The following is a 21,839-nucleotide window of genomic DNA, read 5'->3' as shown; positions in this document are numbered from 1 at the left end:
GAGGCCTAAAAAAACGCGCCCTATTCTGTGACAATGGGTGATGGACGTTGTACAACCCCTGAACCTAATTCCAACTACAAGCTCCAAGGAGTCGAAAATGTCAGTGCGCGTGTTCATTGATGGAGAAGCCGGAACGACGGGTCTGCAGATCCGCGAGCGTCTGGCCGGGCGCCGTGACATTGAGATCCTCAGCATCGCTCCGGAGCGCCGCAAGGAGCTGGCAGCTCGTGCCGAGCTTTTGAATTCTGCTGATGTTGCAATCCTGTGCCTGCCCGATGCAGCTGCACTGGAAAGCGTGTCACTCATCAAGAATGACAGTACCCGCGTTATTGATGCATCTTCTGCGCACCGCGTTAATCCAGATTGGGCCTACGGCTTTCCTGAGATGACGAAGGATCAGGCGGAGATCATTTCCAACGCGCGGTTCGTTTCCAATCCGGGTTGTTACCCGCAAGGCGTAATCGCGACTGTGCGTCCACTGCTGGAAGCTGGGGTTATTCCATCCACCCACGCACTCACTGTGAACGCAGTTTCCGGTTATACTGGCGGTGGCCGTCAGATGATTGAAAAGTATGAAGCCAGCGACAAGCCGTCTTCTTACTGGCCTTACGGTTTGCAGTTTGGACACAAGCATCTGCCGGAAATGCAGCTGTATGCTGACCTTGCCCATGCACCATTGTTCCAGCCAGCGGTTGGCAACTATGCGCAGGGCATGATGACATTTGTTCCGTTGCAGCTAGGACAACTGCGTAACGCACCGACAGGCAAAGACCTGCACGCTGTGCTTGATGACCATTTCTCCAGCATTGCTGGCGATGTGGAGGTCGCACCGTTTGAAAGCGTCAACGCAATTGAGGACCTGAGCCCGGAAATCTTCAACGGTACAAACAAAATGCAGCTGCACGTTTTTGCCAATGATGACCGGCACCAAGCTCTGCTGGTCGCAATCTATGACAACCTTGGCAAAGGCGCTTCCGGCGCAGCCGTCCAAAACCTGAATATTATGATGGGCCTGAACGAGAGCATTGATCTCGCTGTAGCCTAATAAAAATTAGAGAATTCCAGAGATCCGAGGAGAGTCTTCCATGGAAAAGTTTAGTACACTGACAGGCGTTGCTGCGCCGCTGCCACTGGTCAACATCGACACCGATATGATCATCCCGAAGCAGTTTCTGAAAACCATCAAGCGTTCAGGCCTTGGCACTGCACTTTTCCATGAGATGCGGACCAACGACGATGGTTCCAGGAACGAAGAGTTTGTGCTGAACAAGCCAAGCTACGAGAATGCACAGATCCTTGTTGCTGGTGACAACTTCGGCTGCGGCTCTTCCCGTGAGCACGCGCCTTGGGCTCTGCTGGATTACGGCATTCGCTGTGTGATCTCCACCAGCTTTGCTGACATCTTCTACAACAACTGCTTTAAAAACGGCATTCTGCCGATCGTGGTGAGCCAGGAAGATCTCGACAAGCTTATGGATGATGCGTCCCGCGGCGCAAACGCTACCCTGACTGTTGATCTGGAAGAACAGGAAGTGCGCGGCCCGGATGGTGGCTCAATCAAGTTTGATCTGGACCCACACCGCAAGCATTGCCTGCTGAACGGCCTTGACGACATTGGTCAGACTTTTCAAAAGACCGACCACATCGACAGCTACGAAGACAAACTGGGACTGAGCCATCCTTGGCACTAACCAGTTTGGTATAAAGCAAATTTTTCAGGGCGCCCTTGTGGCGCCCTTGTTATATGGACTCCGCACGGTGCAATCCTTGGAGATCTGAATGAATAAAGACGCTGGCAAGAGCTTCTCGTTCAAGGCGACATTTATTTGGAGTTTCGCAGCCTTATTCCTTCCAATCTGGATTCTAGGCTTCACTGCCAGCATTTTTGCCGGAACTTGTCAGAAGCCTGGTATTGATGAAGAGAGAAAAATCCGCGCCTGCAGCATTTCCATCACAACAGGTTTCTTGAACACCCTCATCGCATCTGAAGAAAAGAAACTTGCGATGTTGTACTTAGAACGCGGCATTGCACTTAGTCACCTCGATCATTCGCAAGAAGCAATTGAGGACTTTAGGCTCGCGATAGAGAAGGCTACCGGCATTCCATTGCCTGAGTTGGCTCAGCGCATTGAAGCTAATGACGACTTTCTGGAATTCTTCCATAAGCGCACAGGCCAAAAGCTCACTCGATCCCCTCTTTCATCTCTTGGGTATTCTAGCAGAAAGCGATTTGAAGGGCTGATCTTGCGGTTGATTAGTGAGGACCCAGCTTCCAAAGCTTGGTCCAACTGGGAAAAGCTGCTTAAAGAGGCTTAAAGCTAAACAGCCTTGTCTCCTCACCAATCTCTGTCAGCTTAAGCAGCCTAGTCTTCCAAGAGCTGCACGATTGCTGTGTGGCCTTTGTTGCGGGCGTGGTCGATTGGGAGGGCGCCGTTGCGGTCGGCGATGGTTTTGTCAGCTCCGGCATCACCGAGTTTCTTGACAATCGTCTGATAAGGTTCGCTTCCGTCGCCAAGAATGGTGGCCTCAAGAAGTGCGGTCCAGCCCAGATTGTTGACATGGTCAAGTGGTGCACCAGCCTCAATCAGCATGGAAACAATCTCGACAGCCCCCTGATGGCTTCCGTAGATGAGTGCGGAGCCTTCATAGACAGACGTCACCATGGAAGGGTCGATCCCTAAGTCCAAAGCCAATCGTGCCAGTTCAGGGTTACTCGTGGTGATCGCTATGTTCAGCACATCACGCTTTTTGGCATCCATCAGATTGATGTCAGCGCCGAGTTTGACCAAGTGCTTGACCAGCTCAAGGTCTCCACGTCTGGCCGCAACGATAACCGCTGTATCACCAGAGCTGTTACGGGCATCCAGTGACGCTCCGGCCTTTGCGATTTGGTCTAATGCCTTCATGTCATTCGCCTCTACTGCAGAAAAAACGTCTTGCTCTGAATAATTTTGAGCAAGCGCAGAAGAATATGGGCCACCCAGAGTGAGCAGTGCAGCCACAACGGCTCCTGCGAGTACTTTACTGACTGTGTTTGGCATGGAAGCAATTTCCTCTTTGAGTGAGACGTTGGTTGGCTCAGTCAAAGCGGCAAACTATGACTGCATGAAGGCGACATGCAGTCATATCACAAGCTGGCGGCTTGATTTACAATGCGCTTTTCAAAAGATCGTGCAGATGTGTTTACGCGATATCGGCAACGACCATAGAGATGCCGACAGCAAAAACACAAAGGCTGGCAAGCATGGAGACGCGTTTGCCGTTGTTGCTGTTTGCCAGCCACACGCGGGCAGGACCAGAAACGAGGCTGCCAACGCCGTAATAGACAATCAGACAGAGCAAGCTTGCCACCATGCCGAAAACCAGCGCGTAGAGCCAGAAAGGCATAACCTCCGGCACATAGAACTGCGGCAGCAGGGAGAAATAGAAGAGCATTCCCTTTGGGTTCAGCAAACTGGTGAGGAAGCCGAACTTCAGATCATTGGTATCTGCTGGTGCTTGTTGCTCATCTTCTGAAGTCCACATGCCGCTTGCGAAGAAGAGGCGATAGGCCAGGTACATAAGGTAGGCCAGACCTACCCAGCGGATTGCCTGAAACAGCCTTGGTTCCGCCAGAAAGAGAGACTGAAAGCCCGCAGCAACCAAAACGGTAAACACGAGATAGCCAGCTGAAATTCCGAGAGATGCTTTGAGGGCAGCGGGTTTTCCGCTCGCAAGTGCCCTGCTGGTGACATACAGCATATCCGGGCCGGGCACGATAATCAGACTTAGGATGGTGATCAAAAAGAGAAGGGTATTCGCTGCCATTGAGAGTATTTTCTTATGAGAGGTTTTATTCCAAATTTTCTCCGAATATACTGCGGCGTATACCCTCCGAATATCGAATTGATTCCGAAAAATGACCTCTTCTCACCATCTCGACCGAACAGACTTCGTCATATTGGAAATTTTGCAGAATAATGCACTGCTTCCCAATAAACAGGTGGCCGCAGAGGTTAACCTGAGCCCATCGGCTTGTCATGAACGTATTAAGCGCTTGAAAGACAGTGGTATTTTACAGAGTAGCCATGCCGTCGTGGACCCGAAAGCCTATGGAGTGGGCTTTGAGGCAATGTTCTTCATTCAGCTGGACAGACACGAAGCACTTCTGGTGGAGGAATTCATGCAGGAGGTCGTTGGGTTACCGGAAGTAAAATCCGTCACGCTGATCAGTGGAGCATACGATATCGTCGCCCATCTACGTGTTCGCGATATCGATCATCTGAAAAGCCTTGCCTTTGAAAAGTTCACAAAGCGGGCCTACATCACCAAGATTGAGAGCTCGATTATCTATGATTTTAAAGAGAGCCGCGTGCAGAAGCCGCTTTAAAGGGCTGCTGGCTTAACTGCGCTTAGCAGCAACTTCTTGTTTATGGCGCTCATTGAGAGCGTCCACTTCGTCCAACTTGCGACCAACGCGCGCCAAAGCGGCGGCGGCTGTCGTAAACTGGTTAGCCTTATCGACATAAAGCTTTTGCGCAGTTTCAGGGAATTCCTGCAGCATGCGGGAGAAGAGTGCGCGGCGGACGCGGATCAATTCGCAATTTTCAAGTGCGACAGCGCGGGCCGGACGTTTGCCCTCAGCCATCAGCGCGTTTTCGCCGAACAGAGTACCGGGGCCGTAAGTTCCTCTGGGACGCGCGTCGCGCCCCATACCGGTTTCCAGCTGCACTTTGCCGATTGTCAGCACGATGCCACCGTCTGCCCGCTCACCCTCATTAAAAATTGTTCCACCTTTAGACACCTGCATGGTTTCCGCACTGAATGCGAGCAGGCGTAACTGGTCCTCTGAAAATTGCGAGAGGAGAGGAACGCGTCTTAAGATTTCGATGTCGCGGGCTAGACTCATAGTTCTTGGATTAGCTGCTTATGCCTCAAGGCACAAGCTTATATCCACCAGCTTCTGTCACGAGCAGCTCCGCATTGGACGGATCACGCTCAATTTTCTGACGCAGACGGTAAATATGAGTTTCCAGCGTGTGTGTGGTGACGCCGGAGTTGTAGCCCCAAACCTCATGCAGCAGCACGTCGCGTGTCACTGGCTTTTCACCTGCACGGTAGAGGAACTTCAGGATAGAAGTTTCTTTTTCGGTCAGACGAACCTTCCCACCATTATCGTCCTGCATGGACTTTGCAGCAGGCTGGAAGGAGTAACGGCCAATGGTGAACACAGCATCTTCGCTCTGTTCATGTTGACGCAGATGCGCACGAATGCGAGCAAGCAAAACAGCGAACTTGAATGGCTTGGTGACGTAGTCGTTTGCGCCAGCTTCCAAACCAAGGATTGTGTCACTGTCTGTATCATGACCGGTGAGCATGATGACTGGAGCGCCAAAGCCTGCTTTACGCAGCAACTTCACAGCTTCACGGCCATCAATGTCCGGCAGACCAACGTCCATAAGAACCAGGTCGAAGTGATCTTCTTTTGCTTTTTTGATGCCAGTCGCAGCACTGTCAGCTTGAGTGGTTTCAAATTCATCATAAAGCGACAGCTGCTCAACGAGCGCTTCGCGCAGATCGTTATCGTCATCTACAAGCAGAATTTTACGTGCAGTCATATTCTCACCCAATCACCAATCTTTGGTGCTAGCCCTAAAACTTATCTCACATAAATACATGAAGGGTTGCCGAAAAAAAGGCGAGCAAAAACGTGGTAAATCTCAAAGTTTTTCGTAAAATCTACTTCACGCGTAAGTGACCCCCGCTTTATTTGGGAGTGTTTCTCCCGGTGTTTTCCGCAGGACAACAGGTTCATAGATGCTTCCTCTCGCAGTACCCACTCCCCCCGCAAAGCTACTTAAGAAGACCCAGAAGACCCTATTTGTGCGGCATACAGGTGATGAGCCTCACTCAGGAACACTGACGCTAGGCGCAGTAACATTTGCGTGTGCACTTGGACGATCTGGTTTGACGCACACAAAGCGCGAAGGGGACGGTGCGACTCCGATTGGGCGTTTTGAACTGCTGAATGTGTACTACCGCTCGGATCGCAGCTCTTGTCCAGTCACGTATTTGCCAGTTTCACCCCTGTCTCAAAGCGACGGGTGGTGTGATTCTCCTCAGGATACTCTTTATAACCGCCCCGTCGATCTGCCGTTTGAGCCCAGCCATGAGAAGATGTGGCGAGATGACCGGCTTTACGACATTGTTGTCGTGCTGGATTGCAATATGTATCCGGCGGTCAAAGGCGAAGGCAGCGCAATCTTCTTTCACGTGGCACGAGAAGGCTTTTTACCGACAGAGGGATGCGTTGCGGTTTATCCGGAAGTGATGCGCGAAATACTGAAGGAAATGGCGCCCGGTGACATGCTGGAAGTCTGTGCGGATTAGTGCAAAACCAGAGAATTCGATTAGGGAGGCTTTAAAGCTGGCCTCACAATCGTCTCAGACAAGGTTTTTCCCTGCATTTTCCCTAGTAATCTAAAGTAATTTAATCCATATAGTGCCTTCTTGACGGATTACGCATGAATGGAAGCAAGCTCATGGCGGATACGCTGGTTCCCTTTTTGAAAATGAACGGTTTAGGCAATGATTTCGTGGTGTTTGATGGCCGCGCAAAGAAGGTTGTCTTAACTCCGGCGCAAATTGCAGCTATCGGAGACCGCGAAAAGGGTATTGGTTTTGACCAGATGATTACGGTCGAGCCTGCAAGTTCTGATGCTTATGCCTTTATGCGCATTCACAATCGCGATGGCAGCGAAGTAGATGCTTGCGGTAACGCAACACGCTGCATTGGCCGTCTGCTAATGGGTGAGGCAGGCACTCCAAGCGTTCTTATTCAGACCAACGCTGGTTTGCTGATTGCACACGCTTCTGACACTGAAACGCTGGTGAGCGTTGATATGGGTACACCTCGCCTTGAGTGGGATCAGATTCCACTGGCTGAAGAGTTTGCCGATACGCGCGCAATTGAGCTACAGATCGGGCCAATTGATGCTCCGGTTTTGCACTCGCCAAGCGTTGTGAATGTTGGTAATCCGCATGCGATTTTCTGGGTGGATGATATTGAAGCCCACGACCTTGAGCGATTTGGACCTTTGCTTGAGTGTCATCCGATGTTCCCTGAGAAGGCGAATATCTCTCTAGCTCAAATCATTGGCGAAAACGAGATCCGCCTGAAGGTTTGGGAACGTGGTGTTGGCTTGACGCGAGCCTGTGGCACCGCAGCCTGCGCAACCGGTGTTGCAGCAGCACGGACAGGCCGGACCGCACGCAAGTGTACCGTCCATCTGCCGGGAGGACCGCTGGGGATTGAGTGGCGTGAGGACAACGACCACATCATGATGACCGGTGAAACCGCAATTGAATTCGAGGGCGAGCTCAATCTCGACACCCTCACCTACACAAAGACCGCTTCGGGGGACGCGGCAATGGAGCCTACGCAGTGAGCATTGATGTTGTGACATTTGGCTGCCGACTGAACGCATATGAGTCGGAAGTGATGAAGCGCGAAGCAGAGGCCGCGGGCCTTAAGGATGCCGTGCTGATCAACACATGTGCCGTGACCAACGAAGCTGTCCGTCAAGCACGACAGACCATTCGCAAAACCCGCCGCGAAAATCCGGATGCGCGTATTATCGTGACCGGCTGTGCGGCCCAGACAGAATCTGAAACCTTTGCCGAGATGGGCGAAGTGGATCTGGTTCTTGGTAACTCTGAAAAGCTGGAGCGCGCCTCTTATGGCCGTGTCGCTCAGTTTGGCATTGAAGAAACCGAGAAGGTCCGCGTCAACGACATTATGAGCGTGCGCGAGACCGCAGGTCACTTGATTGATGGACTGGAAGGACGCTCTCGTGCGTTTGTTCAGGTTCAGAACGGCTGTGATCATCGCTGCACCTTCTGCATCATCCCTTATGGCCGTGGTAACTCACGCTCTGTGCCGATGGGTGTGGTCATTGACCAGATCAAACGCCTTGTCGACAACGGTTATGGCGAAATCGTTCTGACTGGCGTTGATATTACGTCCTACGGCGCTGATCTACCGGGAACGCCTAAGCTTGGAACGCTTTGTTCCAAGATTTTGAAGATGGTGCCTGATCTTAAGCGCCTGCGTCTGTCCTCTATCGATAGCATTGAAGCTGATGATGAGCTGATGGACGTAATCGCGCATGATCATCGCCTGATGTCGCATCTGCACCTTTCCTTGCAGGCTGGCGACAATATGATCCTGAAGCGCATGAAGCGTCGTCATTCCCGTGAAGACACGATCCAGTTTTGCGAAGACGTGCGCAAAATGCGTCCTGATGTTGTCTTTGGCGCTGACATTATTGCCGGTTTCCCGACTGAGACCGATGAGATGTTTGAGAATACCCTGCGCATCGTTGATGAGTGCGGGCTGACACATCTGCATGTGTTCCCGTTCTCCCCACGCCCTGGCACTCCAGCTGCCCGTATGCCGCAGCTCGATCGAAAGATCATTAAAGAGCGGGCGGCACGCCTTCGTGAAAAAGGTCAGGAAGCTTTGCTGGCTCACCTTCGTGCCGAAGTGGGCAAGAAGCGTGAGATCCTGATTGAGCGTGAGGGACTTGGTCGCACCGAGCAATTTACTCAGGTTGAACTGGATGCGGATGTTGCCGGAAGCCTTGTCTCCGCACGCATTACAGGGCATACCGAAAGACATCTAATTGCAGAGCCACTTGGCAAAGCAGCTTAAGCTTTTACATTTCAAAGGTATCTTTCCAGCATGAGCGAAAAGAAGCGCGGTTTTTTCAGTCGCCTGTTTGGCGGTTCCTCAGAAGAAACACAGAGCCCGCAGGAGGAAAAAGCTCCTGACAGTGCAGAGCTGCGTGAGTCTTTAGAAGGCGTTCAATCCGTTCCGCTTGACCCCGTTAAAGGCCTTGAAGAAACGGCTGAAGCAATCGCAGATGAAACTCTTGATCTGGAAAATCCAGAGCTTACACCTGAGTTGGAGCCTGCGACCGAAGAGAAAGTTTCTGATAAGCCTCATGATTTGGATGAGGCAGAAACCAAAGCCCTCGAAGAGACCGCCTACCTGGACAATGACGATCTGCGTGAGGAAAATTCAGCAGACGTTGAGCCTGAGCAAGATATACTTTCCCCAAAGGTCAGCGATGATGCTGCGCCCGTTGCTGAGGATACTGCCGATGGACAACCCGTTCTCACAGATGAGATCACTGAAGCATCAGGAACAGCGGAAGGACCTGAAGAAGCAGGAAGCTCTGAAAGTGTTCGGGAAAGCGGAGGATCCGGAGGAGACGAGGAAACTGGAGCGGTCGAAGAGAGCCGAGAGGCTGAAGAAACTGGAGAAACTCCGGGAATTGCGGAAACTGGAGAAGATGTTCCAGTAAAAACGAGCTGGTTCCAGCGTCTTAAAGCTGGCCTCTCCCGTTCTTCTAATGCCCTATCCGAGGGCATCAGCTCGATCTTCACCAAGCGCAAGCTGGATGCAGATACTCTTGAAGAGCTGGAAGATATTCTGATTCAAGCAGACCTTGGCATTGATACAGCGATTGCGATTACCGACCGTGTATCTGATGGTCGCTATGATAAGGAAATTTCAGGCGAGGAAGTCCGCAGCATCCTTGCCGAAGAAATTGAAAGCGTCTTAGAACCTGTTGCTAAACCGCTGGACCTTGAAAGCGGTCATAAACCACACATCGTCTTGATGGTTGGCGTAAACGGTACAGGCAAAACCACCACAATCGGTAAGCTGTCTTCTCTGCTGCATGAGCAGGGTAAGAAAGTAATGCTCGCAGCTGGCGACACATTCCGCGCTGCAGCTGTTGAACAGCTGAAAATTTGGGGTGAGCGCACTGGTGCTGAAGTTGTGGCGCGCGATACTGGCGCAGATGCTGCGGGCTTAGCTTACGATGCCGTTGATGCCGCTCTCAGCAACGACACAGATGTGCTGCTGATTGATACCGCTGGCCGTTTGCAGAACAAAGCTGAGCTGATGGATGAGCTTGAGAAGATCATTCGTGTGATCCGAAAGCGTGTTCCTGATGCACCGCATACCACTTTGCTAACCCTTGATGCGACCACAGGCCAGAATGCTCTTTCTCAGGTGGAGATTTTCAGCAAGGTTGCTGGTGTAACTGGTCTTGTAATGACCAAGCTGGACGGCACAGCACGTGGCGGTATTCTGGTGGCGATTGCCCGTAAATACGGCCTGCCAGTGCACTTCATCGGCGTGGGTGAAGGCGTAGAAGACCTTGAGCCATTCTCAGCAAAAGACTTTGCAGCAGCCATTGCTGGCAAAGACCACGAGCTGGACTAACTAAGCTATGTGATTTGGGAAGGCGTCCTTCGCCTTTCCACTCCTACCTACTTTCAGGTCATTTTCTTCAAGTTCATTGGACACGCCAGAGCAATCAGATAGACTGGTGCTTCTGTTGCCGTGCTATCAATTTGTGAGCTCTTTCATGACACTTGAGTATCTTCTGACCTCCTTCATTGTTGTTCTGTTGCCCGGCACTGGTGTGCTTTACACGATTGCTATCGGGCTTGGGAAAGGGCTTAAGCCAAGTGTCGCTGCTGCATTTGGCTGTACGCTTGGGATTGTTCCTGCGGCTTTGGCAAGTATTATTGGGGTGGCGGCGATCTTTCATAGCAGCGCCCTTGCTTTTCAGATCCTGAAGTATCTTGGGGTTGCTTACCTGCTTTACATGTCATGGAGTATCCTACGCAGTGGTGGCGCGCTGGAAGTGAGTGGCGAAAGCCGCGAGAGAACTCTTTATCGCACTGCACTCGACGGTATTCTGCTTAATGTGCTGAACCCAAAGTTGTCTCTGTTTTTCCTAGCTTTCCTCCCTCAATTCGTGTCTCCTGGCAGTGCAAATGCAACATCTGCTCTGCTCTTCCATGCCTTTGTTTTTATGGCACTTACATTTGTTGTTTTCATCGGGTACGGCGCAATGGCGTCGCTGGCCCGCGATTATGTGATCAACCGCCCAAAAGTTATGGCTTGGCTCAAACGAGGTTTTGCAGCTACGTTTGGCGTGCTTGGTGTTAAGCTGGCGCTCTCTGAGAACTGATAGGCTTCCTGCATTTCTGGAACAACAAACTACTGGAACACAATGGAAAATTTAAAACTCAGGTTCCCGCCTGTGGCTGTCTTCTTTAGCTTTGCGGTTATGATCTGGATGGTTGCAACACTGCTTCCCGGAGATATCAATCTGCATGGTGCAGAGACAGCATTTCTTGTGATTGGCATCGGAGCTGGTGGTTATTTTGGAGTGACCGGGCTCTCTGAGTTCCGCAGAGCGCGGACAACAACAAGCCCTACACACCCTGAAAATGCGAGTGCGATTGTTTCTGACGGAATTTACTCCAAAACACGTAATCCGATGTATCTGGGTTTGCAGTTCATCCTGTTGGGATGGGCCATCTTTCAGGGGAACCTGTTCGCTATTCCAGTTGCTCTGGGTTTTGCTGTCTATATCACCCTGTTCCAGATCAAACCTGAAGAAGACCTTTTAGAAGAGAACTTTGGTCAAGAGTACCTTGCCTACAAAGCACGCGTCCGGCGCTGGATGTAAGTTCTCCGCACGATGCACAAGCGCTTTGCCTTGAATGCTTCAACCTCCACTTCCTTTTGTTACCCTATGGTAAGAATGCACAAGTAGTGTCCCTAGCGTGATACTGGCCGTTGATCCAAAAGAAACAACAAAAGGGAGATCCTGATGGCCGTGCTTATGAAGTTTGATGATATCGATCAGGTTTACAAAGAAACCAGCAAAATCAAAGCAAGCCTGAAGAAAGCCAAGGTTGACGAAAAGACCGAGGATGCTTTCATGAAAGAGCTGAACCAGAAGAAGAAACGTGCGGAAGGCAAATTTTTGGATGAAGTGAACAACGACTCCAAAATTAAGAACTTCAAGGCTGAATCTTTAAAAGGGGATGGTGGCTTCACAAAAGCACTGAAGGAAGCTGCAAAGCGGACGCCAATCCAGCTGATGGAAGCGAGTGGTAAGGTTACGCTAAAAGTCGGCAAGGATGTTGTTGTCGGAACCTAGTTCCTTACTTCCACCGTAGACTTGCTGTGACCATGGCCGAACATTCGGCCATGGGTAAGTTTTTATTGCTCATTGAGCTGAGGCAGCAGCACATCAAGAGCTGATGACGCCCTCAATTGCTTCCAGACGGAATGCAGCAGCCATCAGGGCCTTGGTGTACTCGGTCTGCGGATTGTCAAAGACCTCATCTGACGTCCCCGCCTCCATCACCTTGCCATGCTGCATAACGACCACATCATTGGCGAGTGCACGGACGACCTTAAGGTCGTGCGAGATGAATAGATACGCCAAGCCATGAGCCTTTTGCAGATCGCGAAGCAAGTCGACCACCTGTGCCTGAACGCTCATATCCAACGCTGACGTTGGTTCATCCAGCATCACAAACTTTGGCTCAAGCACCATTGCCCGCGCAATCGAGATACGCTGACGCTGCCCGCCTGAGAATTCATGCGGATAACGGAACCTTGTAGCTGCATCCAGCCCCACTTCTTCCAGCGCACCTGCAACTTTGGCTTCCCGTTCTTTGGCCGTGAGGTTGGACATGTGGATCTTGAGGCCTTCGCCAACAATCTCCGAGACTGACATACGCGGCGACAGGGAGCCGAATGGATCCTGAAACACGATTTGCATATCCCGGCGCAGCGGACGCATCTGTTTCCAGGAGTGTTCCTGAATATCAGAGCCATTGAAGCTGATCTGACCGTTTGAGGAGATCATACGCAGGATCGCGAGGCCCAGCGTGGTCTTGCCTGATCCACTTTCGCCCACAATGCCAAGTGTCTGCCCAGCGCGAACGGAAACATCAATGCCATCGACAGCTTTGATGTGGCTGACTGTTTTACGCAGGAAGCCACGTTTTACGGGGAACCAGACTTTGAGGTCTTTGGCTTCCACGACGATTGGCTGGCTGGTATCACCTGCGGGCGGATGCCCTTTAGGTTCTGCCGCCAGCAGATGCTGGGTGTATTCGTGTTGAGGGCTTTCGAAAATATCTTCGGTATCGCCGTGTTCGACAATTTTGCCCTGTGTCATCACACAAACACGATCAGAGATCCGGCGAACAATGCCGAGATCGTGCGTGATGAAGAGCATGGCCATGCCTGTGCTCTTCTGCAGGTCTTTCAGCAGTTGCAGGATTTGCGCCTGAACCGTGACATCAAGTGCTGTTGTCGGTTCATCCGCAATCAGCAGGTCCGGCTCGTTTGCCAATGCCATGGCGATCATGACACGTTGGCGCTGACCACCGGAGAGCTGATGCGGATAGGACTTCAGGCGTTCTTCCGGATTTGGAATACCGACCTGATCCAAAAGTTCCAGTACCCGCTTTCGGGCATTCGTCTCACCGAGGCCACGGTGGATCTTCAGAATCTCCGCGATCTGCTGTTCGATGGTGTGTAGCGGGTTCAGTGAACTCATAGGCTCTTGAAAGATCATGGAGATCTTGTTGCCACGCACACTACGCATTTCGCTTTCAGTCGCTGCTATCAGATCTTGGCCCTGATAGACGATCTTGCCAGTTGGATGGCTCGCAGACGGATAAGGCAAAAGCTTGAGCACGGACAGTGCTGAAACAGATTTGCCTGAGCCACTTTCGCCCACAAGTGCAACGGTCTCGCCTTCCTTGATGTCGAAAGAGATCTGGTCAACGGCGAGATTTTCCTTTTCGCCTTGCTGGAAGGCGATGGAAAGGTCCTCAACAGAGAGGAGCGTTTGATTATCAGTCATATGCGATCCTCCCTTCTTCAGTTCATCGTTTTACGTGGATCAAAGGCGTCGCGAACCGCTTCACCGATGAAGATCAGCAGGCTGAGCATAATCGACAGGACGAAAAAGCCTGTCATACCAAGCCACGGCGCCTGAAGGTTGTTCTTACCCTGCTTGAGCAGCTCACCCAGCGAGGCGGAGCCCGGAGGCAGGCCGAAGCCGAGGAAGTCCAGTGCTGTCAGCGTGGAGATGGAGCCATTCAGGATGAACGGCATGAATGTAAGCGTTGCGACCATCGCGTTTGGCAGCAGGTGACGGCGCATGATCGTGCCATTGGAAACGCCTAGGGCACGCGCAGCGGAGATGTACTCGAAGTTCCTGCCTCTCAGGAACTCCGCCCGGACTACGCCAACCAAGGCCACCCACGAGAAGGCGAGCAGGATTGAGAACAGGATCCAGAATCCCGGCGTCAGCACCGACGAGATAATCAAGATGAGGTAGAGCGTCGGCATTGCCGTCCAGATTTCAATGAACCGCTGGAAGCCAAGGTCAACCCAACCGCCGTAAAAACCCTGTACGGCACCGGCGCCAATGCCGATGACGGAGGATGCTAGTGTTAGCGCTAGGCCAAAGAGCACGGAGATACGGAAACCGTAGACAAGGCGGGCGAGGACATCACGGCCCTGATCGTCAGTGCCGAGCCAGTTCCAGTTGCCAATTGTACAGTTTGGATCGTTTACACCCTCAGCATAACGCTCACAGCGCAGTTCTTTATCCATCATCCAGCTTGGGGGAGCTGGTGCTGGGACCGGGATTTCATTGTTGACCGTCTGGTAGGAATAGCGGATCGGAGGCCAGAGAATCCAGCCGTTGGCGTCGATCTCTTCCTGAATGAATGGATCACGATAATCCGTTGTTGCAAGGAAGCCGCCGAATTTCTCCTCCGGGTAGTCCGTAAAGACCGGCATGAGCAACTCGCCCTTATAGGAAACCAGGATTGGGCGGTCGTTGGTGATGAATTCTGCACCCAGTGCGAGCACAAACAGGACGAGGAAAATCCAAAGGGACCAGTATCCACGCTTGTTGGCTTTGAAGTTTTGCAGGCGGCGCTGGTTGAGCGGTGACAGTTTTTGCCGCTTTTCAGGCGGTTGTGTCTGCTCTGGCAGCGGATTGATTGTTTCGTAGCCCTGATCCTGAAGGCGTTTTTCGAGTTGTGTGTCCATTGCTCGTTACACCTCCCGGCTTTCGAAATCGATCCGGGGGTCAATCCAGGTGTAGGTGAGGTCTGAAACCAGATTCACAATCAAACCCATCAACGAGAAGATATAAAGCGTGGCGAACATAACTGCATAGTCACGGTTGAGCGCCGATTCAAAACCCAACAGGCCAAGGCCATCCAGCGAGAAGATCGTCTCAATGAGGAGCGAGCCTGCAAAGAACGCCGAAATGAACGCACCCGGAAAGCCAGCGACAACGATAAGCATTGCATTGCGGAAGACGTGACCGTAAAGCACCTGACGCTCTGTCAGGCCTTTGGCGCGAGCAGTCTGAACGTATTGCTTTCGGATTTCATCGAGGAAAGAGTTCTTCGTCAAAAGCGTTGTTGTTGCAAAAGCGGAGAGTGCCATTGCAGTCAGCGGCAGAACCAGATGCCAGAAGTAGTCGAGGATACGTTGTGGCCATGACATATCGCTCCAGCCCTCTGAGGTGAGACCTCGGAGCGGGAAGAAATCCCAAAAAGAGCCACCGGCGAAGAGAACAATCAGCATGATTGCAAACAGGAAGCCAGGGATTGCATAGCCAACAATGATGATGCTGGAAGTCCAGACATCAAACGAGGTGCCGTCTTTTACTGCTTTGCGAATGCCGAGAGGAATCGAAATGCCATAGGAGATGAGCGTCATCCATAGGCCCAGCGAGATAGATACCGGCAGCTTTTCGACAATCAGATCAACAACAGCAATGTCACGGAAATAGCTTTCGCCGAAATTGAAGGTCGCGTAATCCAAGATCAAGCGCCCGAAACGCTCCAGAGGAGGCTTATCGAAGCCAAACTGGACCTCGAGTTCCTTGATGAACTCCGGATCAAGGCCCTGTGCTCCTCGATACTTGGATCCTGCACTGTCTCCGCCGCCCTGATTGGCTGCGGCAGAACTTCCAAAATCACTTCCACCACCCGAAATGCGGCTGGTTGCGGATACACTATCCCCTTGCAATTGAGCGATAACTTGCTCAATCGGTCCACCTGGTGCGAACTGAATAATGACAAAGTTGATTGCCATGATGCCGATAAGGGTCGGGATCATCAAAAGCAATCTACGCAGAATATAGGCGCCCATGGGCTTCTTTTGTCCCTAATTTTCCTTGCCGATGCGAGCGGCTTTTTCTGAATCCACCCACCACGTCGCTTCTACGGGGAAGGCATATGCCGGCATATCATTCGGAATGCCGAACATGTCCCAGACAGCTACTGTGTGGAAGGCTTTGAACCACTGCGGCACCCAGTAATAGCCTGCGCGCAGAACTCTATCCAATGCTCTGGCAGCGGTTATCATTTCCTCACGCGAGGAGGCATTCAGCGCCTTATCCACCAAATCGTCGACAGCAGGCACCTTGATGCCCGAGAGATTGTAAGATCCGAAGGTTTCCGCAGAAGCCGATGTCCAGAAGTTACGGATGCTCGGCCCAAGTGTTGGTGTCAGAGAAAAACGGTGCCCGACAATGTCATAATCGAAATCATCTACACGCTTCTGGAACTGTGCCGGATCAACGACACGGAAGCTTGCTTCAATGCCTAACAGTCTGAGATTCTTGACATATGGCAGCACAATTCGTTCGAAAGCAGGTGAGTTGGAAAGGAATTCCATTTGCAGCTGCTTTCCGTCAGGCCCGATCAATTGCTCACCGCGTCTATAGTAGCCTGCCTCTTTGAGCAGAAGCGAAGCTTCTCTGAGGAGTTTGCGATCCTGACCAGAGCCATTGGAGACAGGTTGCGTGATCGCCTCACCAAAGACCCCTTCTGGCAGGTCTTTCTTGTAGGGCTCAAGCAGGGCCAGTTCGGCATCGCTTGGCAGACCAACTGCCTTCATCTCCGAGTTTTCGAAGAACGACTGGGTTCGGGTGTACAGATCATAAAACAGGGCGGAATTTGACCACTCAAAGTCGAAGGCGTAGCCGAGCGCTTCACGGACCTTGGGATTGGAGAACTTTTCTTTGCGCGAGTTGAGGAACCAGCCTTGCGCCCCTGATGGGAGGCGGATGGCAAACTCTTTCTTGGCAACACGTCCCTCTGTCAATGCAGGGAAGTTGTATTCCGTCGCCCAGGTCTTGGAGGAAAACTCCTCATGGAACGTTAAGCGGCCTTTCTTGAAGGCTTCAAATGTTGCTTGTCGATCGCGGAAGAAGTCGAGGCGAATGATCTCGAAATTGTGGTGGCCATTGTTGACCGGCAGGTCTTTTGCCCAGTAATTCTCTACTTTTTTGTACTCGATGTACCGGCCAATCTCATAGCGTCCGACCATATATGGCCCCGAGGACAACGGCGGTGTCAGTGTTGACGCCTCGAAGTTGTAGCGGGTGTAGTACGCTTTGGAGACGATAGGGAGAGTTGCTATCAATAAGGGAAGTTGCCTGCTGTGATTGCCTGAAAAAGCAACCGTGACAGTGTGCTCATCAGGTGCGGTCGCAGAGACCATTTCCTTGATGGACTGACTGATAATCGGGTGCCCTTTTTCCTTCAGAAGGTTCAGACTGAAGGCAACATCTTCTGCATTAAGCATTGATCCGTCATGGAACCGGGCTTCTGGCCTAATTTTGAAGGTGACGAAGTTGCCGTCTTCAGAGACCAGAGCGCTCTCGGCCACCAGACCATATACGGCATCCGGTTCGTCGTAGGCTCGCACCATCAGGCTATCAAAACAGAGCTCCATACGCGGTGGGGCATCTCCTTTGAGGATGAAGGTGTTGAACGTGTTGAAGGTCTGCGGGTTCTGATTGTAGCCCCAGCTCGGCGCAGTCATGGCGATTTTGCCACCAACCGGAGCTTCGGGATTGACGTAGTCAAACGCTGTGAAATCCTTTGGGTACTTCAGATCACCAAAGACAGACAGGCCGTGGCTTAAGGTTCCCGCCTGAACCGGCAGGGCTCCACCGGGCACCAGAAAGGCTGCCGCAGTGGCTGCGCTGAAGTGCAGGAAGCTACGTCTACTGATTTGGCTAAGCGTCATCAATTGGCCTCCTCTATCTTCCTGGCTTTTTCTTCATCCCACCACCAAACGGTTGGGAAACCTATGGAGAATTCAGGAAGCTGTTTTGGGTGTGCGAAACGATCCCACCGCGCAACGCGGCTGAATGGAGATGTCCACCCTGGAACAACGTATTGCTCCCACATCAGGATACGGTCCAAAGCCTTAGTTGCAGCAACCAGCTCGTCACGATCGTCAGAGTTGATGATGATATCAATCAGCTCGTCGATGGCAGGGTTTTTGATACCCGCATAGTTTTGAGAGGCTTCGCTGCCTGCTGCATTTGAGCCCCAATACTCTCTCTGCTCGTTGCCCGGAGAGAGAGACTGCGCCCAGCCGGTGTAGATCATGCCGAAATCACGGCTGCGGACGCGGTTGACATATTGCGAGCTGTCGACGACGCGCAGCTGCAGGTCAATGCCAAGCTTCTTCAGTGAGGCCTGATAACGAAGAGCAACGCGCTCAAAGCGGCCACCATTCATCAGATATTCGATTGTAAATGGTTCGCCAGTCTCTTTGTTGACGAGCTTACCTTGCTTTTGCACGTAGCCAGCTTCTTTAAGAAGGCCGATTGCCTTTCTCAGGTTGGAGCGCTCCTGACGGGAATCTTCGGATACCGGGTTCTCGTAGGGCTCTGTAAAGACGGCTTCAGGCACTGGCGCTTTCAAAGACTTCAGAATTTCCAGCTCACGCCCTTCTGGCAAGCCCGCAGATGCGAGCTTTGTTCCGTCGAAGTAGCTGGTGAAACGGCTGTATTGATCAAAGAAGATCGTGCGGTTCATTTCCTGGAAATTCAAGGCATAGTTCAGTGCCCGGCGCACGCGGCGATCCTGAAACTTCTCTTTGCGGGTGTTAAGAATGAAGCCCAGCATCAAGCCACTACCACGATACGTCTGCGGGAATTTTTCCAGCACCACATGGTTGGCTTTCACAGCAGGAATATCGTAGGCGGTTGCCCAGTTCTTTGCCGTGGTTTCCGTGCGCCAGTCAAAACGGTCAGCCTTAAAGGCTTCAAGCTGCACGGTTTCGTCGCGGTAGTAATCGTAGGCGATTGTGTCGAAGTTGTTGGAACCAACATTTACATTCAGATTTTGCCCCCAATAGTCGTCAACGCGCTCAAATGAGATTGAACGCCCAGGTACGACTTCTCCGATGCGGTACGGACCAGAGCCGAGAGGCACTTCCAAGGTGCTTCTGGAAATGTCACGCGCATTTCCAGAAGCATCTTTCTCATTCCACCAATGCTTTGGCATGATGTAGAGCGAACCAAGGATTTGCGGGGCTTCTCTGTTACCCGGTTTATCGAAGTTGAAGCGGATCTCTGTCGGGTTCAGAATGTCATAGCCCGTAACATGACGATAATAGTATTTTCTGGAAGGATCTTGCGTGGTCCACTGATCGAATGACCATCCCACATCTTCTGTGGTGATTGGCTTGCCATCGTGCCAGCGTGCATCAGGGCGCAAGCGATAGACCACCCACGCAAAGTCCTCGGGATACTTCATCGCATCAGCGATCAAGCCATATTCAGTCGAGGACTCGCTCATTGATGGGGTCATCAGGGTATCGTAGATGAGGCCCAGTCCACCTGCACGAATGCCCTTTGATGCCACAAGGTTCAAACTGTCAAAGGTGCCGGTTGCCGAGAGCCGCACCCTGCCCCCTTTGGGAGCATCTGGATTGACATAGGGGAAGTGCGCGAAACCTTCCGGCATCTGGGGAGCGCTGATGAGGGAGTCTGCATACCGCCATCCAGGCTCACTGGTTTCAGCAATTGCTGCGGAGGATGTCAGGCTTGCAATGGCAAGCGCCAAACCTGTCAGTGAGCTATATAGTCTGGTACGCACAGCATTCCTCCATAAATACAATCAGTAGTTCTAGCGTAGAAAAAACACCACGCGCTGAAAATTGAACTTTTCTTGCAGCTTTCAGCCAAACTTAAACTAAGATTACGGCTGAAAACACTTCCGCTACAACGTCTTTTGCCAAGATGACAAAAATTTAACTGGAAGAAACGAGGAAAAGGTTAGCATTCACGCAAATTCAGACAATAAAAAAGCCGGGATCAAATCCCGGCTCTTTAACAATTCTACCCTCACATATGTGGGAGGGATATCAATTCAATATTAATTGATCGGTACTGGGTTGTCTGAAAGTGAACGCAGGTAAGCGATCAGGTCAGCACGTGGCTTGTCTTTCTTCAGACCAGCGTAGCCCATGGATGTACCAGAAACATGTTTCTTAGGTGCTTTGATGAACTCGTTGAGCTGCTCAAAGGACCACTCAGGATTGTTTGCCGCAAATTCCTGCATCGCTGAGGAATAAGAGAAGCCATCATGAGATGCAGGTGAGCGACCTACAACACCCCAGAGGCCCGGGCCAACTTTGTTTTTTCCACCCTGATCGAAGGTGTGACAAGCTGCACATTTTTTAGCTTGTTTCGCACCAGCATCCGCAGAAGCAGTGGTGAGCAGCTCTTCAATTGAGACGACCTTGACTTCTTCCGCAGCTTCATCACCTGCGCCGTTGTCGGCACCAGCGACTTCAATCTCAAAACCGCGTTTCTCGTTTCCATGAGGCGCAAAGATGACTTCCGTCAAAACATTCAGGCCCATGAATACAACCAAGGCGAACAGAATTGCGCCGGCAATTTTGTTCAGTTCAAACGAATTCATAGCTCACACGCTCCGAATATTTGGTTAGGCTAGCCTTCATGCAGCAGGCACGGCACCTAACTCGATATGTGTATTTTGCTGGGAAACTACAGTTATTTTCGGGCACTTGTCCATAATTTAATTAGTGTTTTTCCTAGGTCTTTTGCAGTGATGTGGACCACAGGTTGATGTTTGAGAGCTCAAAAAACCAAGGAACACAACAACTCTCGCCGGTCAGCAGTTTAAAATGGCTATAAACTACTGATTTATTCGAGGATATCCCGCTCAGGCCAATTCAGATTGCAGTGAAGGCGCAGCGCAACCAATTTACCTGAACTCAAGAGAATGCGACAAAATATCACACCAAAGCGCTTTTAGATCTGGGGATTTCATTGCAGAGCGCTCAACAGGACCGCAAACGCGTTCATTCTTGAGGTCTTTTCACCTTAAGTTTCGCCTCTGAGTATTATTAAGGTTTGCAATCCCTCACATCTAGGGCAATTTGTGCGAGGGGCTTTTTCGCGACTGTTGGCGAAGCCTCAAATGTATCAGGTTTCTAAATTGCCGTGAGTATAGTGATGTCAGATCAGCGCAAAGTCGTGTTTCAAGGAGAAGTGGGAGCTAACTCCCATATGGCGTGCAACGCCGTTTACCCAGAGTACCAAGCTATCCCTTGCGCGACTTTTGAAGACTGCTTCCACGCGATCGAGACCGGAGAAGCAGAACTTGGCATGATCCCGATCGAAAATTCGGTCGCGGGACGCGTTGCAGACATTCACCACCTGCTTCCTCGCAGCAATCTGCACATTATCGGCGAATACTTCATGCCGATTCGGTTTCAGCTGATGGGCATCAAAGGTACCAAGCTGGAAGAGCTGAAGAGTGTTCAAAGCCATATCATGGGACTTGGACAATGCCGAAACTTCATTCGCGATCATAACCTTAAGCCGATTATTGGCGCTGACACAGCTGGATCCGCACGCCAGGTTGTTGAAGGCGGCGACAAAACAATCGGGGCCTTTGCTCCAGAGCTTGCCGCTGATGTTTATGGTCTGGATATCCTCGCACGTGATTGTGAAGACGCTGCCCATAACACGACCCGTTTCGTGATCCTCTCTCGCGAGAAAAAGCAGACTGCGAACACTGGCCAGCCGATCATCACGACCTTCATTTTCCGTGTTCGAAACGTTTCTGCTGCTCTTTACAAAGGGTTAGGCGGTTTC

22 protein-coding genes are annotated in these 21,839 nt (G+C 51.5%); 12 read left to right on the top strand and 10 right to left on the bottom strand.

Annotated elements, in window-relative coordinates:
- The first annotated feature begins 97 nt into the window (after nt 1–97).
- From argC to PsW74_RS05875, 3 genes are all read left to right on the top strand, one after another.
- Entirely contained in the window at nt 98–1,045 is a 948-nt protein-coding gene (argC, locus tag PsW74_RS05885) for an N-acetyl-gamma-glutamyl-phosphate reductase (RefSeq protein ID WP_063286369.1), read from the top strand.
- A 40-nt stretch (nt 1,046–1,085) separates the two neighbouring features.
- Nucleotides 1,086–1,691 (top strand): 3-isopropylmalate dehydratase small subunit, encoded by a 606-nt coding sequence (leuD, locus tag PsW74_RS05880; RefSeq protein WP_057463042.1) that lies wholly within the window; start codon nt 1,086–1,088, stop codon nt 1,689–1,691.
- An 88-nt stretch (nt 1,692–1,779) separates the two neighbouring features.
- Nucleotides 1,780–2,316 carry a hypothetical protein gene (locus PsW74_RS05875; protein ID WP_208987864.1) on the top strand — a complete coding sequence of 179 codons (537 nt, stop codon included), beginning with the start codon at nt 1,780–1,782 and terminating at the stop codon, nt 2,314–2,316.
- Between the two features lie 47 nt (nt 2,317–2,363).
- Here the strand turns inward: PsW74_RS05875 and PsW74_RS05870 are convergent, their stop codons facing one another.
- Both PsW74_RS05870 and PsW74_RS05865 read right to left on the bottom strand, forming a co-directional pair.
- Nucleotides 2,364–3,041 carry an ankyrin repeat domain-containing protein gene (locus tag PsW74_RS05870; protein ID WP_063286491.1) on the bottom strand — a complete coding sequence of 226 codons (678 nt, stop codon included), beginning with the start codon at nt 3,039–3,041 and terminating at the stop codon, nt 2,364–2,366.
- Nucleotides 3,042–3,183: 142 nt separating this feature from the next.
- Complete coding sequence (locus tag PsW74_RS05865) at nt 3,184–3,807, bottom strand: LysE family translocator (protein WP_057463043.1); 624 nt, start codon at nt 3,805–3,807, stop codon at nt 3,184–3,186.
- A 91-nt stretch (nt 3,808–3,898) separates the two neighbouring features.
- Here PsW74_RS05865 and PsW74_RS28295 point away from each other — a divergent pair, with 91 nt between their 5' ends.
- A complete protein-coding gene (locus tag PsW74_RS28295) occupies nt 3,899–4,369 on the top strand; it encodes an Lrp/AsnC family transcriptional regulator (protein WP_082596803.1) in 471 nt (156 codons plus the stop codon).
- Nucleotides 4,370–4,381: 12 nt separating this feature from the next.
- Here the strand turns inward: PsW74_RS28295 and PsW74_RS05855 are convergent, their stop codons facing one another.
- Nucleotides 4,382–4,888: a cyclic nucleotide-binding domain-containing protein gene (locus PsW74_RS05855; RefSeq protein WP_057463044.1), complete on the bottom strand. Its 507-nt coding sequence runs from the start codon at nt 4,886–4,888 to the stop codon at nt 4,382–4,384.
- A 25-nt stretch (nt 4,889–4,913) separates the two neighbouring features.
- A complete protein-coding gene (locus PsW74_RS05850; protein WP_063286368.1) occupies nt 4,914–5,597 on the bottom strand; it encodes a response regulator transcription factor in 684 nt (227 codons plus the stop codon).
- Nucleotides 5,598–5,862: 265 nt separating this feature from the next.
- Between PsW74_RS05850 and PsW74_RS05845 the strand changes: the two genes are divergently transcribed.
- From PsW74_RS05845 to PsW74_RS05815, 7 genes are all read left to right on the top strand, one after another.
- Nucleotides 5,863–6,369 carry a L,D-transpeptidase family protein gene (locus PsW74_RS05845; protein ID WP_244271704.1) on the top strand — a complete coding sequence of 169 codons (507 nt, stop codon included), beginning with the start codon at nt 5,863–5,865 and terminating at the stop codon, nt 6,367–6,369.
- Between the two features lie 134 nt (nt 6,370–6,503).
- Entirely contained in the window at nt 6,504–7,427 is a 924-nt protein-coding gene (dapF, locus tag PsW74_RS05840; RefSeq protein WP_153041642.1) for a diaminopimelate epimerase, read from the top strand.
- Complete coding sequence (gene mtaB, locus PsW74_RS05835; protein ID WP_063286366.1) at nt 7,424–8,692, top strand: tRNA (N(6)-L-threonylcarbamoyladenosine(37)-C(2))-methylthiotransferase MtaB; 1,269 nt, start codon at nt 7,424–7,426, stop codon at nt 8,690–8,692. The genes dapF and mtaB overlap by 4 nt, the downstream gene beginning before the upstream one ends.
- A gap of 30 nt (nt 8,693–8,722) precedes the next feature.
- Complete coding sequence (gene ftsY / locus PsW74_RS05830; RefSeq protein ID WP_063286365.1) at nt 8,723–10,276, top strand: signal recognition particle-docking protein FtsY; 1,554 nt, start codon at nt 8,723–8,725, stop codon at nt 10,274–10,276.
- Nucleotides 10,277–10,421: 145 nt separating this feature from the next.
- Nucleotides 10,422–11,033: a LysE family translocator gene (locus PsW74_RS05825; RefSeq protein ID WP_063286489.1), complete on the top strand. Its 612-nt coding sequence runs from the start codon at nt 10,422–10,424 to the stop codon at nt 11,031–11,033.
- Between the two features lie 42 nt (nt 11,034–11,075).
- Complete coding sequence (locus PsW74_RS05820) at nt 11,076–11,537, top strand: isoprenylcysteine carboxylmethyltransferase family protein (RefSeq protein WP_063286364.1); 462 nt, start codon at nt 11,076–11,078, stop codon at nt 11,535–11,537.
- A gap of 144 nt (nt 11,538–11,681) precedes the next feature.
- On the top strand, nt 11,682–12,014 hold the full coding sequence (locus PsW74_RS05815; protein ID WP_057463051.1) for a hypothetical protein: 333 nt from the start codon (nt 11,682–11,684) through the stop codon (nt 12,012–12,014).
- A gap of 93 nt (nt 12,015–12,107) precedes the next feature.
- Here the strand turns inward: PsW74_RS05815 and PsW74_RS05810 are convergent, their stop codons facing one another.
- From PsW74_RS05810 to PsW74_RS05785, 6 genes are all read right to left on the bottom strand, one after another.
- A complete protein-coding gene (locus tag PsW74_RS05810) occupies nt 12,108–13,739 on the bottom strand; it encodes an ABC transporter ATP-binding protein (RefSeq protein WP_063286363.1) in 1,632 nt (543 codons plus the stop codon).
- 17 nt (nt 13,740–13,756) lie between these two features.
- Nucleotides 13,757–14,941 (bottom strand): ABC transporter permease, encoded by a 1,185-nt coding sequence (locus PsW74_RS05805; RefSeq protein WP_063286362.1) that lies wholly within the window; start codon nt 14,939–14,941, stop codon nt 13,757–13,759.
- 6 nt (nt 14,942–14,947) lie between these two features.
- Complete coding sequence (locus PsW74_RS05800; protein ID WP_063286361.1) at nt 14,948–16,057, bottom strand: microcin C ABC transporter permease YejB; 1,110 nt, start codon at nt 16,055–16,057, stop codon at nt 14,948–14,950.
- Nucleotides 16,058–16,072: 15 nt separating this feature from the next.
- On the bottom strand, nt 16,073–17,944 hold the full coding sequence (locus tag PsW74_RS05795) for an ABC transporter substrate-binding protein (protein WP_063286360.1): 1,872 nt from the start codon (nt 17,942–17,944) through the stop codon (nt 16,073–16,075).
- Nucleotides 17,944–19,809: an extracellular solute-binding protein gene (locus tag PsW74_RS05790; RefSeq protein ID WP_063286359.1), complete on the bottom strand. Its 1,866-nt coding sequence runs from the start codon at nt 19,807–19,809 to the stop codon at nt 17,944–17,946. The genes PsW74_RS05795 and PsW74_RS05790 overlap by 1 nt, the downstream gene beginning before the upstream one ends.
- A gap of 279 nt (nt 19,810–20,088) precedes the next feature.
- Nucleotides 20,089–20,637: a cytochrome c family protein gene (locus PsW74_RS05785; RefSeq protein WP_063286358.1), complete on the bottom strand. Its 549-nt coding sequence runs from the start codon at nt 20,635–20,637 to the stop codon at nt 20,089–20,091.
- A gap of 557 nt (nt 20,638–21,194) precedes the next feature.
- On the opposite strand from PsW74_RS05785, the gene PsW74_RS05780 reads away from it, so the two are divergent.
- On the top strand, nt 21,195–21,839 hold a 645-nt coding region (locus PsW74_RS05780; RefSeq protein WP_244277843.1), incomplete at its 3' end, for a prephenate dehydratase domain-containing protein.

Source organism: Pseudovibrio sp. W74, assembly GCF_001623085.1.
Classification (GTDB): Bacteria; Pseudomonadota; Alphaproteobacteria; order Rhizobiales; family Stappiaceae; genus Pseudovibrio.
Note: the sequence above shows the minus strand (reverse complement) of the source record. Positions and strands in the feature narration are given on the sequence as shown.

Coding starts and splice junctions, on each gene's coding strand:
- argC (WP_063286369.1), top strand. CDS start 98: ATGTCAGTGCGCGTGTTCATTGATGGAGAAGCCGGAACGACGGGTCTG.
- leuD (WP_057463042.1), top strand. CDS start 1,086: ATGGAAAAGTTTAGTACACTGACAGGCGTTGCTGCGCCGCTGCCACTG.
- PsW74_RS05875 (WP_208987864.1), top strand. CDS start 1,780: ATGAATAAAGACGCTGGCAAGAGCTTCTCGTTCAAGGCGACATTTATT.
- PsW74_RS05870 (WP_063286491.1), bottom strand. CDS start 3,041: ATGCCAAACACAGTCAGTAAAGTACTCGCAGGAGCCGTTGTGGCTGCA.
- PsW74_RS05865 (WP_057463043.1), bottom strand. CDS start 3,807: ATGGCAGCGAATACCCTTCTCTTTTTGATCACCATCCTAAGTCTGATT.
- PsW74_RS28295 (WP_082596803.1), top strand. CDS start 3,899: ATGACCTCTTCTCACCATCTCGACCGAACAGACTTCGTCATATTGGAA.
- PsW74_RS05855 (WP_057463044.1), bottom strand. CDS start 4,888: ATGAGTCTAGCCCGCGACATCGAAATCTTAAGACGCGTTCCTCTCCTC.
- PsW74_RS05850 (WP_063286368.1), bottom strand. CDS start 5,597: ATGACTGCACGTAAAATTCTGCTTGTAGATGACGATAACGATCTGCGC.
- dapF (WP_153041642.1), top strand. CDS start 6,504: ATGAATGGAAGCAAGCTCATGGCGGATACGCTGGTTCCCTTTTTGAAA.
- ftsY (WP_063286365.1), top strand. CDS start 8,723: ATGAGCGAAAAGAAGCGCGGTTTTTTCAGTCGCCTGTTTGGCGGTTCC.
- PsW74_RS05825 (WP_063286489.1), top strand. CDS start 10,422: ATGACACTTGAGTATCTTCTGACCTCCTTCATTGTTGTTCTGTTGCCC.
- PsW74_RS05820 (WP_063286364.1), top strand. CDS start 11,076: ATGGAAAATTTAAAACTCAGGTTCCCGCCTGTGGCTGTCTTCTTTAGC.
- PsW74_RS05815 (WP_057463051.1), top strand. CDS start 11,682: ATGGCCGTGCTTATGAAGTTTGATGATATCGATCAGGTTTACAAAGAA.
- PsW74_RS05810 (WP_063286363.1), bottom strand. CDS start 13,739: ATGACTGATAATCAAACGCTCCTCTCTGTTGAGGACCTTTCCATCGCC.
- PsW74_RS05805 (WP_063286362.1), bottom strand. CDS start 14,941: ATGGACACACAACTCGAAAAACGCCTTCAGGATCAGGGCTACGAAACA.
- PsW74_RS05800 (WP_063286361.1), bottom strand. CDS start 16,057: ATGGGCGCCTATATTCTGCGTAGATTGCTTTTGATGATCCCGACCCTT.
- PsW74_RS05795 (WP_063286360.1), bottom strand. CDS start 17,944: ATGACGCTTAGCCAAATCAGTAGACGTAGCTTCCTGCACTTCAGCGCA.
- PsW74_RS05785 (WP_063286358.1), bottom strand. CDS start 20,637: ATGAATTCGTTTGAACTGAACAAAATTGCCGGCGCAATTCTGTTCGCC.